The following is a 12,774-nucleotide window of genomic DNA, read 5'->3' as shown; positions in this document are numbered from 1 at the left end:
AGAAGCACCTTGGTGAGAGATGCATACGCATCGTCGATTCGAGTCACGAGCACGAGCCACGAATCACGAGTCACGACGTCACCCGGCGCGCACGACGCGCTGATAGATCTTCGGTAACTCACGCGGCAAGGTGGCGATGTCTTCGAGCACGAGATAGCGCGACTCATCGCACATCTGGCGCAGGTAGTCGTGCCCGCCGCGATCGACGGTGATGCAGAAGGGCGTGATGCCGGCGGCCTCGGTCTCGCGCAACGCGACGGTGGTGTCGCGAATCCCGTAGACATTGCTGCGGCGATCTTGGCCGTAGTCGAAGTCTTGCGGAAAGCCGTCGCTGAGAAGAATGAGATGCTTCGAACGCGAGTTGATCGCGTTCATCTTCTCGGTCGCGTGGCGCAGCGCGGTGCCCATACGCGTGCTGCGCTTGGGCTCGATGCCGCCGATGCGCCCTTTCACCGCAGAGTTGAGGTTCTCCGAAAACGACTTCACCAGATAGAACTCGACGTTGTCGCGCCCCTGGCCGGAGAAGCCATAGACGGCGTAAGCGTCGCCGATTTCTTCGAGCGCCTGGGCCATGATCACCAGCGCTTCCTTGGTGACATCGATGATGCGGCGCATCGGCGGTTGAGGCGTGCGGCCGCGCACGGCGCTTTTCCCATCGTCGTCGTCAGGCGGGTAGATCTTCGGCGCCTGCTCGAGCGGCTCGTCGGTCGACGCGCTCATATCGAGCAGGAACAACGTCGCCACATCGCGCTCCTCGCGCTTGCGCGCGACGTAAAGCTTGCTCGATGGCGAGCGGCGCGCCTTGACCTCAACGCGCGCGCTGACCACAGCGTTGAGATCGAAATCCTCGCCGTCTTCGAGACCGCGCACGACGCGATACATCTCGGGACGGATTTTCTGGAACTGCTGGCGAATCCCAGGGATCATCGCGGCGTACTCGCTGAGGGTCTCGTTGAAGAACTCGCCGCCGTCGCTCTCCGGACTCAGCTCGCGTAAGCGACACCAGCGCGCTCGGTAGTCGCTAATGTGGTAGTCCCACTCGTCGTAGAGGAAACTCGGACCCGCCGCGCGATCCTCCAGCCAGCGGCGCACGCTGCCCTTGCCGCGCTCGGGATCCGCGAGTAGGCGGCGCAGTTCGTCGAGTTGCGCCGAAGGAATCTTGCCCATCAGGTCGGTAATGTAGAGCCCAATGCCGTCGGTGTCTTCGCCGGTGCCCTGCTTGATCTTGAGATCCGCGCCTTGTTCGAGCAGCCGCCGCAACTCGTCGAGCGAGAGCGGCTGTGCGCCCGCCGGCATGTCGTCGGGCGAGTGGTCGAGTTGGAAGCGCATGTCCTCGGGCAACGTGGCGTCGGCTTCCGGCATCGCGGCCGTCGGAACGCGCGGCGCCGCCGCATCTGCGGGCAGCGGCGTGTCGTCATCGTCGTACGGATCGAGAATGGTTTCGCCCGTCAGCTTGTCGAGCAGCAATCCACCGAACTCGAATTGGTCTTGTCGCAAGCGCCGCGGCGCGGTGGGATCGAGCAATTGCGCGGTCAGCGCCTCGGCTACCCGGAGCGCATCAGTGGCGGTGGCGCCGGGGGCGCCGAGCGGTGCGAGGCACGGCAGCACCACCGACGCGACGTTGTGCAGCCACTCGGGCGGCACCGCGTCGGTCGATTCACTCAGCGCCAGCGCCAGCGTCGCATCAAGAATCACCGTCCCGTCGGGCGGCGGCGCGCTCGGGTTGCTCCACACATCGAGCATGCGCACGCTCGCCCAGCGGATCTCCGCCGCCAAGCCGGGATACTCCACCATCACGCGGCGCGCGACGCGATAGCCATCCGCCACCAAGAACAACTCTTCGAGCAACGATGGGCGATCGTCGTGCTGCAGATACGCGGCCAGGTCGACATCGGGATTCGACGCATCGGGAACGACATCGTAGCTGCCGAACTCGCGGCGTCCGGCCAGGCCGGCCGCGACCACTCGATAGAGGCGCGTGTTGTCTTCGTGGGTCGACAAGCGATCGATGCGCAGCGGCAGCGCCACTTCATTCTCGGCGGGAAATTCCTCCAGCGGCGGGCGTAGCGAGAAACCGGTGTCGACGGTCCGCAGGCTGGCCGGCTCGCCGCTCAGCATCTGGACCAGTTTGCGCAAGACGCCCTGCACCTCTTCCAACGCAACGCCGGTGGAGTCGGCGCGCAGCAACTTCAGACTCGTGCGCGATTCGAGGGCGAAGTACGCCAGCCCAGCGTCGCCGTTTTCGCCGGCAATCGTTAGCCCGCGTTCGACCCACTTGGCGACGCCGTCGGCGTTGGTTTCCTCGTACGCCTTCGGCAGGCTGCGCAAGAGCGCGGCGGTTGCGCGTGGGAAGACATCCGCCACCCGTTGCGCCAACGCGAGGGCGCGCGCGCGATCGCTCGCCGGCACATCGAGGACCACCGCGCCCAACACCGGCAGCAACTCTTCGATCGAGCCGGCGATTGCGCGGCACGCCGTCTGCAGCGCCGCGAGCAGCTGACTGCGGTTGGCGGCCGGCACGCGTCGCAACGTCCGCGGCAGGTTACGATAGAACACGCTGGCTGTCTTCGGCGCATCGACCGCCAGACTGAGAGAGCAACGCAGCCAGGCGGAGCGGTCGGCGTCGGACCACCGGCGCACGCCGGCGGGGAGTTCGGCGAAGAACTCCGCTTCCTTCACCACTCGGCGCAACGTCGCGCCGAGGCCGGCCCACAGCGAGTATTGCTCCGCGTTGAACACCGGCAACGCCCACTCGGCCGCGCGCAGATAGGCTTGTGCGAGAAACTCTCCGTGCCAGCCGTGTTGGGTGTGCAACCGCACCGCAATCGCCGCCCAGGCATCGAGCTTCGCCAAATCGATTCGCCCCAGCAGCGGCGCCGTCGTCTCGAAAAATATTGCCGCCAACTTGCGTGACACGGCCGCGATCGTTCCGCCCACCCGAATCCAGCGTTCGAGCGCGCCGAGCCCGAGTGCCACCGCGTCGAGCACAGCCAAATCGAAGTAGGCCACCGCACCTTCGCGCACCATCGGTTCACAGGTGGCGAGGCCTTCGCCGAGCGCCACCCAGCGCGTAAAGTCGTCGCCGAAAGCGCGGTGCGCGTCGGCCGCGTGGAGGTAGAACCGCTGCGCAAGCGTGGCCGACTCGTGCGCGAGCCGATCACCGATGGCGAGCAGCTCGTCGTGCACCGCAGGGCCGAGCGCGACCGCGCGTTGCCGCGCGACTTTGCCCGCGGGATCGTCGAGCAGATGGGTCTCGTACCAGAGCTGGCGCATCTGGACGCAGCTCAAAGCTGCAAGCTGAAAGTTGAAGGCCGGACAGGCATCAGACGATCTGTGCGCTTTACACTTTCAACTTTTCGCTGGCGGACCGTAGGGCCGCCTCACGCAAAGATCGCTGCGGCGAGCTCTTCGATGGCGCGTTGGCTTTCCTGATCGTCGGTGAGCGACTTGCTCACAGCGACACCGCAGGCGCGGCGCGGCGAGACTCCTTTGCGGATGAGTTGCGCGGCGTAAATCAGCAGGCGCGTGCTGACCCCTTCTTCCAGCCCGGTCGCTTTGAGGTGGCGCACCTTCTCGCCCAGCTTCGCCAACTCCATCGCCTTTTCGATCGCCAGGCCGCTCTCGTGCGCGATGATCTGCGCCTCCTTGTCGCGCGGCGGGTAATCGAAATCGATGGTCACGAAGCGTTGGCGGGTAGAGTGCTTGAGATCCTTGAGCACGCTCTGGTAGCCCGGGTTGTAGGAGATCACGAGCAGGAAGTCGGGATGGGCCGCGATGATCTCGCCCTTCTTGTCGATCGGCAGAATGCGGCGATGATCCGTAAGTGGGTGAATGAGCACGATAGTGTCCTTGCGCGCCTCGACGATCTCGTCGAGGTAGCAGATGGTGCCGAACTTCACCGCTTGCGTGAGGGGGCCGTCGATCCACACCGTTTCGTCACCCTTGATGAGGTAGCGGCCGACGAGATCGCTGCCGGTGAGGTCTTCGTGACAGGCGACGGTGATGAGATCGCCGACGGCCTCGCTCGCTCCGTTGGCGGTGCTCCCGCGCAGCGTGTGCGCCATGTGCTCGACGAAGCGCGTCTTGCCGCAACCCGTGGGGCCTTTGAGCAGCACCGGCAAGCGACACGCATAGGCAGCGGAGAAGATGGCGACTTCATCGCCGACCGGAAGATAGTAAGGGGTATCGCTCACGCAGACTCCTTCAAAGGTGCCGGGATTCTAGGGGTGGGCAGACGGTAAAGCAATTCAACGCCGCGGCCGCGCCGACACGGCATCGCTGGCGTCGTCGTAGAAGCGCCACAACCGGCGCGCATGGGGGCCGGCATAGTCGATGCCGACGCGCGGCGCGGCCGCAATGCGGGCGGGCGGAACCCGCCGACCGCGCACGACGCGCAGCGGACCAGCGAGCAGATCCGCGCCGTTTGCGGCGCGATCGATGCCCATTGCGCGGCAGAGGTTGGCAGGGCCGCGCGCCAGCGCCGCGACAGGCGTGCGCTCATCACAACCACGACGGGCGCGCATGAGGTCGACGCCGTCGACGGGTTCGAGCGCACGGATCAGAATCGCCTCCGGTACATCGACCGCCGCGGCCACTACGTTGCAGCAGTAGTGCATGCCGTAGACGAAGTAGACGTAGGCGTGGCCCGCCGGCCCGTACATCACCTCGTTGCGTGGCGTGCGCCGACCGCCATACGAGTGTGCGGCGCGATCTTCTGGGCCGCGGTACGCTTCGACTTCAACGATGCGCCCGCTGGTCAGCCCGTCGGATGTTTCATGCACGAGGATGGCGCCGAGCAACGCCTTGGCTACTGTGACGGCGTCACGGGCGAAGAACCGGCGCGTGAGTCGTGAATCGTGAGGCGTGAGTCGTGACTGGGGAAGCGTAAATCGTGATCGGTGAGTCGTGATGCGTGAGTGGTCGGAGGCTGACATCTGACTCCCAAGAACCTACCCACCATTCACGATTCACGCCTCACGATTCACCACTCACGATCTCACTCGCTAATCGTCTCCATCGTTTCGCCGCTGGCACTGTCGACGAGTAGGACTTGCACGGGCTCGCTCACGTTGTGCGCGGTCTTCTGTTCTTTGATCTGGCCCCGAATGCGATCGCCGAGTTGTTTGCGGACGAAGTCGGGCATCGCGGTCATCGGGAAGTCGTGCAGCATCACTCGCACCGAGCGATCGCCGTCCCAATCGAAGCGATCGAGTTTCGCCGCGATGATTTGATGCGTGCGGAAGAATTTTTCGATGCCGGCTCGCAGGGTGTCCGCTGCTTCAGCGCCACCGCCGGGCGCAGGTGCGCCGCCTGAACCGGACATGCGGGCGAGGACCTGCTCGACCTGTTTGCGCGCGCGATCGTCGCTGGCAAGCTCGCGCGCTTTCTGTAACGCCGCGACCGCTTCGGCCGATCGCCCGGCGCGATGATACGCGAGGCCAAGGTTGAATTGGGCTTGGAAAAACTTGGGGTCGGCGGTGAGGATCTTTTGGTAGCTCGCGATCGCTTCATCGGTCTTGCCGGCCGCCAATTGCATCGTAGCGAGATCGGTCTGCACCATCTGATCGTCGGGTTTCACCGTCAAGTAGCGTCGATAGTACTCGATCGCCTTCTCGGGCTGTTCGCGATCGAACGCGATGTTGCCGAGATCGCGGAGCGCGTCGGTGTTGTCTGGCTCTTTGTCGAGGACATGTTGGAACGACAACTGCGCCTCGGGAAGATAGCTCGAGTCGACTTGTCCAGCGCGGTACTGGACCTCGGCTAACTGTTTCCACATTGCAACGTTGTCCGGCTGCGCCTCGGCGGCCTTGGCCATGTCACGAATGGTTTGCTTGACATCGTCAGGGATCTGCACCGGCGGATGGCCCTCGGGCATCGTGCCGCCCATACTGCCGCCAACATTCGGTGCGGCGCCGCCAGCGGCCGCCGGTGCCCCTGGGGCCGTAGCGGAGGACTCATGCGGCGGTACGGAGGGTGGCGCCTTCGGGTTCAACAACCCGATCGATACCGCGCCACCGGCGATCAAGAGCACGGAACCCACTACCACGATCGGCGCGTAGCGTCCGAGCGTGAAGGTAGTACCAGGTGCGCGCTTCGCACCGGGCACTTTCGTACCGCACTCGACGCAGAAGTTCGCTTCGGCAACCAGTTTGGCGCCGCACTGGACGCAAAAGCGTGCGTCAGCCACTAGCGGACCCTCATTGTCTCGCGGACGTGTTGAATAGCCTGAACGGCGCCAGCGTCGGTAGGGAGCGAATCATCGGGGCGTGACCGTAGCAACAATCGCCGAGGGAGCCAACAGCGGGATGCGGCGTGTCAACAGTAGCCCGCCGCCTTCTCTTGCGCGGCGATTTCAGGAATAATCCGCGCGCGTTGCGCGGAGGAGGAATAGGTTCCATGGGTCGAATGAATCGCTGGCTCCCGTTGCTGTTCGTCGGCAGCCTCATCAGCTCGTGTACGTGTCACAAGCAAGTGGAGGAGATCGCCCAGGCGCCGACGCCGGCGGGTCACGGCACCGGCTTCGCCAGCTCGCGCCCGACGCTGCACGCCCCGGCGATGGCGGCGTCGCCCGCGATGCCGCCCACTCAACCGCAAGCCGACGTCGCCAGCCCGACACCGGTGACCGAAGCGGGGCAGTTGCCGCCAGATTTCCCGACCGATGTGCCGATGATGGAAGGATTCGAAGTCGCCGATATCCACAAGCTGCCCGCCGACGCCAAAGCCGTGATCATCCGCGCGCAGCAGGAGCGCAAGGAGGTTTACGACTTTTATGAGAAGGATCTCCGCGCCAAGGGCTGGGTCATCGAACAGAACTATCAGGGTAAGGAGCAATCCTTCCTCGGTTTCAAGAAAGGCAACACGATCCTCAACGTGACCGTCGCCAACGACCACAAGAATCCCGGCAAGCGCATCATCTCCATGATGTACCAGGAGGACCATCCGCCCGAGTTCGGCGATTTCTGAGTCGGCGATTTCTGAATCGATGACCGGTTGCAACTGATCACCCGTTGCGTCGTGTTGCCCATGCGCGTGTGGTAAGACGCGCGCATGGACGATCGAGCGCGTATTCGCCTCACCTCGTTCAGTCACGGCGCGGGTTGAGCCTGCAAAATCGGCCCAAAGGATCTCGTTGAGATCCTGCGCAAACTGCCCGCCGCGCCGGCGGACTCGAACCTCTTGGTCGGCACCGAAACGTCCGACGACGCCGCGGTGTATCGTCTGACGCCCGACCTCGCCATCGTCCAAACGGTCGACTACATCACGCCATTGGTCGACGACCCGTACGCGTACGGCCAGATCGCCGCGGCCAACGCGTTGAGTGATGTGTATGCGATGGGCGCACGCCCGATCGTTGCGCTCAACATTGTCGCCTTCCCGGCAACCGAGTTGCCGCTCGAAATTTTGGGAGAGATCCTGCGTGGCGGTGCCGACAAAGCGCATGAAGCCAACGTCTCCGTCGTCGGTGGTCACTCCGTGGATGACCGCGAACCCAAATACGGCATGGCGGTGACCGGCGTGGTTCACCCCGACAAGATCATTCGCAACTCGCGCGCGCAGCCGGGCGACCGCTTGATCCTGACCAAGCCGCTGGGGATGGGGATCATCTCGACCGCGATCAAGCGTGACCTGGCGTCAACCGATCTGATCGAACGGGCCATCGCGATCATGAGCATGCTCAATCGCGCCGCCGCCGAGGCGGCGATCGCCATCGGTGTGCATGCAGCTACCGACGTGACGGGTTTCGGTTTGCTTGGGCATCTGCACGAAATGACCGCCGGTAGTGGCCTCAGCGCCCGTATCTCCGCCCGGCAAGTACCGGTGCTGCCTGAGGTGCCACAGCTTGCACGTGATGGCATCGTCCCCGGTGGCAGCCGTCGCAACCTGACTTTTGCTGAGGACTTCGCTCAGTTCGATCCGAGTGTGTCGCCCGAAACCAAATTGGTTCTGGCCGACGCGCAGACCTCGGGCGGCCTGCTGCTCGCTGTGGCAGAGCGCAAGAGGGCAGAATTGCAGCGAGCGCTGCACGATCATGGCGTCGTCACAGTGGCGGATATCGGCGAACTTTTCGACGATCCCACAGGCCTTATTCGTGTGATAGCCTAGCGGCAAGACGGCAAATCCGTGGCATATATTCTGCTCGTTGAACCCTGAAATGCGCGCCCCCAAACCCCTGCTCCTCGCCCTGATGGTGACCGTCGGCAGTCTCTGGACATCGCCGGCCGGCGCCACCACCTTCGTCCTCATGAAAGAGCGCGCCCTGTTGGATCAATCGGTCGCGGTCGTGATTGGGACAGTCACCCACATCGAGTCGGCTAGCCGCGACGATAGCAGCCCGGTCCACACCTACGTGTCGCTCGACACCGATCAGGTACTGATGGGCGACCTACCCGATGGCGGGCAGATCATTTTGAAGGAGCCGGGCGGATCGGTCGGCACACGCACAGAGGCAGTTTTCGGGGCACCGGAGTTTTGGGTCGGCGAGCGTTCTCTGCTGTTCCTCAGCCGCAACCACGACGGGACACTGCAGACCACCGCGTTGACCATGGGGAAATACTCGATCGACTACAACGCGCACGGCGAGCTGCAGGCACGCCGCGACTTCGGCGGTGCTCTGGTCTTGGTTCCGGTCAACGGGGAGTTGCGCATCGCTCCGGCGCCGCGCGCGACCAAGCTCGAACGGTTGAAGCGGCGCGTGCACAAGCTGGCTGCGATGCGCACCGCTGGCTATGAGCCACCGATCGTCGTCGAACCGCCCGAGGTTCGCGAGAACATTCCGCGCGAGACCCGCGACGCGTTCGTTCTGCTCGGGAGCGCGCGATGGTTTCAACCCGACAGCGATTTACCGGTGAACTACGCGATCGACACCACCGGCGATGCGAAGATCGGCCCCACCGAGTCACGTAACGCGATCCTCGATGCGATGGCCGCCTGGAGCAACGTCCCTAACTCCAGCATCGTCCTCGGCGATGGCGGCGACACCGGTCCATCCGCCTTCAACACCTGTTCGGGCAGCAACCGCTTGGTGTTCAACGATCCATTCAACGAGATCACCAACCCGTCGAGTTGCAGCGGTATCCTCGCCATCGGCGGATATTGTTCGGGCGGTGCGACCAAGGTCGTCAACGGCACCACCTTCTCGCAAATCGCGCTCGGCAAGGTGACCTTCAACAACGGCTGGTCGACTTGTTCGTTCTGGAATCGCTGCAACCTCAGCGAGGTGGCCACCCACGAGATGGGACATTCAATCGGCTTGGGACATTCGCTCGACAACACCGCGACCATGGCAGCAATCGCGCACTTCGACGGCCGTTGCGCCGGCGTCAAGGCGGACGACATGGCCGCCGTCCAGTTCGTATATCCTGGCACGCGCGCGGGTGGCGGCGTGCCGACATCAACTCCAGCACCAACATCGACTCGGACCCCGACTCGCCCAACGGCAACAAGGACGGCAACCGCAACGTTGCGCCCGTCCAACACCCGAACGCCGACGATCACCCGCACGCGCACGCGCACCGCGACCGCGACGCCTACCCGCACAAAGACTCACCTTCCGACGATCACGCGGACCCCGACCATCACCCGCACGCCGACGCGCACCTCGACCCGCACGCGAACACGCACCGCCACGCGGACGCGGACGGCGACCATCACGCCGATCGGCTTCAAGTCACCAACGCGAACCGTCACCCGGACCGCGACTATAACCGCGACGCCGACTTCATCTTCAACGTCGACTGTGACCGCGGTCCCGACAGGAACCAACACCCTCTTGCCGACGCAGACCGACACGCCGGAACCCACCACAACCGATACACCCGAACCAACGGCTACGGACACACCCGAACCGACCGTCACCGACACACCAGAACCGACAACGACGGACACGCCGGAACCGACCGCGACCGACACACCCGAGCCGACGGCCACCGACACCGACACGCCGACGCCAACCGATACTCCGACACCCGACGGCGGCGTCCCGCTGCGCTTCCATCAATCACGCGCCGATCGCATACGCGCGCGCCAGTAGACAGGGCGGGCTTCGCCCGCGCAGCTCAAAATTGAAAGTCCAAAGTCGAAGGTAGCTGGCAAAAGTCGTCGCGCAGCGCGACGCACGATCGCCGCCGCGCTGCGTATTGCCTTGATGGCGCCGCGATCCTCCCGAATCACGAGTCACGAACCACGAACACGAATCACGACCTCACATCCATGCGCCGCCATCGACGCGCAGGATCTTCCCGGTAACGAAGCTGGCATCGTCGCTGGCGAGGTAGACCGCGGCCTTGCCGATATCTTCCGGTTGCCCGGGCCGGCCGAGCGGGATGCCGGCTATGAGGGTGTCGCCGTAAAACTTGACCATCTTCTCGCCCATGTCGCTCATGATCAGCCCGGGCGCGATACAGTTCACGCGCACGCGCGACGGCGCGCACTCCCTCGCCAACGACTTGGTCAGCGCGTTCACCGCCGCCTTGGCGCAGTAGTATGGCGCGCCCATTGCGCCGCACGCATCGGCACCGATCGAGGAGATCAGAATGATACTGCCTTGGCCGCGGTCGACGAGGTGCTTCGCGGTGGCCTTGCACGTGTAGAAAACGCCGTGCAAGTTGACGCCGATGACCTTGTGCCAATGCTCAACGTCGAGGTCCCACACCGACTGCACGCGCGAGGCTACGCCGGAGTTGGCCACGACGATGTCGAGGCGGCCGAAATGACCGAGCGCGCGCTCGACCATTGCCTGCACCTGCGGCCACTCCGCCACGTCGGCGTGGATTGCGATCGCTTTGCGACCGAGGGCTTCGATCGCGCGCACGGTTTCTTTCGCCGCCGCCTCATCGCGCCGGTAGTTCACCGCCACGTCGGCACCTTCGCGCGCGAATTCGAGCGCGATCCCGCGCCCGATCCCGCGCGAACTTCCGGTGACCAACGCGATCTTCCCGTCGAGTTTTCCCACTGCCTACTGTCCACTGCCGACTGCCGACTTCTTCCGTTCCATGAACTGCAGCAACACGCCGTGCGTCGCTTTGGGGCTGATGAACGCGAGCCGTCCGTCGGGAACCGGCATGATCGCACCGACTTTGATCCCTTTCGCTGTCAACGCCTGGGTCGCCTGATCCAGGTCGTCGACCTCGAGCGAGAGCACGTACATCCCTTCGCCCTGCTCGGTGAGAAATTTCGTCGCCGGGTTCTCTGGCTTGGTCGGCGTGAACAGTTCGAGCTGCGCGTCGCCGACTTGCAGGAACGCGTTGCGGAGCCCGAGCTGCGCATTCTCGCCGCGGCGCACAACCGGAAAAGCAAAGTTGGTGGTGAACGTCTGCACCGCCGCGTCCAAATCCTTCACCACGATGGCGAGGTGATCGATCTTCTTCGCCAGGGCCATCTCAGTGATCCTCGGGAAACGGTTGCGCGTACTCGACCAGTACGCCATGGCTCGCCTTTGGGTGCAGGAAGCAGATCATCCCGGCGAGACCCTTGCGCGGGGCTTTGTCGAGCACCGCGATACCCTTTGCCATCGTCGCCTCCAGCTCCTTCGCCACGTTGTCGGTCTCGAAGCAGACGTGATGAATGCCCTCGCCCCGTTTGTCGAGAAATTTGGCCACACCGCCGTTCGCGTTGATCGGTTCGAGCAACTCGATCTCGCTGTTGCCGATGGTCAGCAGCGCCGCCTTGACCCCTTGATCTTCAACCGTCGCCACCTTGTGAACCGGCAGACCGAGCGTGTCGCGGTAGAACGCGTACGCGGCTTCGAGATTTCGCACGACGATACCAACGTGATGGATCTTCTTCAGCATGGCGGCATGCTTAATCCATCGCCCCGGTGCAGACAAGGCGTCTCGGGAGCCACATTTTGGGAAGAAGCTCGGACACCCACGGGGGTTGGACTCGGCGCGTTCGCTTCAGCTATCAGCGCCGTGTCGTAATCATCCCGCGCGAGTGGACTCTCAATGCAGCAACGTCTCCGACGGGCCCGGCGGTGGCGCGGGGGCGAAGCGCTGCATGCGGCGGATGAGGTTGTTGGCTTCGGTGATCAGCGCGCGGCGGAGACCGGGCTTGGCGGTGCGGCCGAGCCAGTCGCGCAGCGCCTGCAGATCGCGCCCCAACTCCGCCATCTGCGGTAACTGATTGCGACGGCGGCGATCGTGCTTCGCTTGCTCCAGCACCATCTGCCAACGCGCGAGCTGCGCGTCGATGGCGTTGAGCGACATCTCGAACATGTCTTCAGTTTGTTGCGATGGCGGTTCGGGTGGGCGACGTACCGGTGATGGATGACGGACCGACCGCGCCGGTTCGTGCTGGCCAAAACCATACTTGCGCATCACCCCGACCACCACGCCACGGATGCAAATGTTGTCGCCGCGGACGATCAGCGGCAGCAACGCCGGATTGGCCGGTTGCAATCGGATCGCGCCGTCAGACTCGCGGAAGAATTTCTTCACTGTCACGCAGCCGTCGATCTCGGCGACCACCGTCTGACCGTTCTCCGCCGTCTCGCACGGTTGGACGATCAGAAAGTCGCCGTCGTGAATCCCTTCGTCGATCATCGAGGTGCCGCGCACGCGCAGCGCGAACACTTTGCGGCCGCCCCACAGCGCCGCCGGCACGCTCAACGTGTCGTCGACGACGAACGCCTTGTACGGCTCGCCCGCCGCGACTACCCCGAGCAGTGGAATCTCGATGGTCTCGTCGACCAACCCTTCGTGTAACTCGAACGCCGCCTCCATCGTCGCCTCCTTCATGGCCTGGATCGTATGCGAAGATTGGGCGAAGATCAAGCGG

11 protein-coding genes are annotated in these 12,774 nt (G+C 64.2%); 3 read left to right on the top strand and 8 right to left on the bottom strand.

Annotated elements, in window-relative coordinates:
• Positions 1-78: 78 nt before the first annotated feature.
• The 4 genes from HYR72_11495 to HYR72_11480 form a co-directional block, all read right to left on the bottom strand.
• The gene (locus HYR72_11495) at positions 79-3,273 is read right to left on the bottom strand and encodes a VWA domain-containing protein (GenBank protein MBI1815595.1); all 3,195 of its coding nucleotides are present in this window, start codon (positions 3,271-3,273) and stop codon (positions 79-81) included.
• Positions 3,274-3,380: 107 nt separating this feature from the next.
• A complete protein-coding gene (locus tag HYR72_11490; protein ID MBI1815594.1) occupies positions 3,381-4,193 on the bottom strand; it encodes a CbbQ/NirQ/NorQ/GpvN family protein in 813 nt (270 codons plus the stop codon).
• 54 nt (positions 4,194-4,247) lie between these two features.
• Positions 4,248-4,934 carry a DNA-3-methyladenine glycosylase gene (locus HYR72_11485; GenBank protein MBI1815593.1) on the bottom strand — a complete coding sequence of 229 codons (687 nt, stop codon included), beginning with the start codon at positions 4,932-4,934 and terminating at the stop codon, positions 4,248-4,250.
• 62 nt (positions 4,935-4,996) lie between these two features.
• A complete protein-coding gene (locus HYR72_11480) occupies positions 4,997-6,187 on the bottom strand; it encodes a tetratricopeptide repeat protein (GenBank protein ID MBI1815592.1) in 1,191 nt (396 codons plus the stop codon).
• Between the two features lie 209 nt (positions 6,188-6,396).
• On the opposite strand from HYR72_11480, the gene HYR72_11475 reads away from it, so the two are divergent.
• From HYR72_11475 to HYR72_11465, 3 genes are all read left to right on the top strand, one after another.
• On the top strand, positions 6,397-6,963 hold the full coding sequence (locus HYR72_11475; protein MBI1815591.1) for a hypothetical protein: 567 nt from the start codon (positions 6,397-6,399) through the stop codon (positions 6,961-6,963).
• A gap of 84 nt (positions 6,964-7,047) precedes the next feature.
• Positions 7,048-8,103: a selenide, water dikinase SelD gene (gene selD, locus HYR72_11470; GenBank protein ID MBI1815590.1), complete on the top strand. Its 1,056-nt coding sequence runs from the start codon at positions 7,048-7,050 to the stop codon at positions 8,101-8,103.
• 1,177 nt (positions 8,104-9,280) lie between these two features.
• Positions 9,281-10,030 (top strand): hypothetical protein, encoded by a 750-nt coding sequence (locus tag HYR72_11465; protein MBI1815589.1) that lies wholly within the window; start codon positions 9,281-9,283, stop codon positions 10,028-10,030.
• A gap of 171 nt (positions 10,031-10,201) precedes the next feature.
• Here the strand turns inward: HYR72_11465 and HYR72_11460 are convergent, their stop codons facing one another.
• The 4 genes from HYR72_11460 to lexA form a co-directional block, all read right to left on the bottom strand.
• Positions 10,202-10,951 carry an SDR family oxidoreductase gene (locus HYR72_11460; GenBank protein MBI1815588.1) on the bottom strand — a complete coding sequence of 250 codons (750 nt, stop codon included), beginning with the start codon at positions 10,949-10,951 and terminating at the stop codon, positions 10,202-10,204.
• Between the two features lie 3 nt (positions 10,952-10,954).
• Positions 10,955-11,377 carry a VOC family protein gene (locus HYR72_11455; GenBank protein ID MBI1815587.1) on the bottom strand — a complete coding sequence of 141 codons (423 nt, stop codon included), beginning with the start codon at positions 11,375-11,377 and terminating at the stop codon, positions 10,955-10,957.
• A gap of 1 nt (position 11,378) precedes the next feature.
• On the bottom strand, positions 11,379-11,789 hold the full coding sequence (gene mce, locus HYR72_11450) for a methylmalonyl-CoA epimerase (protein MBI1815586.1): 411 nt from the start codon (positions 11,787-11,789) through the stop codon (positions 11,379-11,381).
• A 150-nt stretch (positions 11,790-11,939) separates the two neighbouring features.
• Positions 11,940-12,719 (bottom strand): repressor LexA, encoded by a 780-nt coding sequence (gene lexA / locus HYR72_11445; protein ID MBI1815585.1) that lies wholly within the window; start codon positions 12,717-12,719, stop codon positions 11,940-11,942.
• Positions 12,720-12,774 lie beyond the last annotated feature (55 nt).

This window comes from Deltaproteobacteria bacterium (genome assembly GCA_016178705.1).
In the GTDB taxonomy this organism is placed as follows: Bacteria; Desulfobacterota; Binatia; order HRBIN30; family JACQVA1; genus JACOST01.
This window is presented reverse-complemented; position numbering and strand designations above follow the sequence as displayed.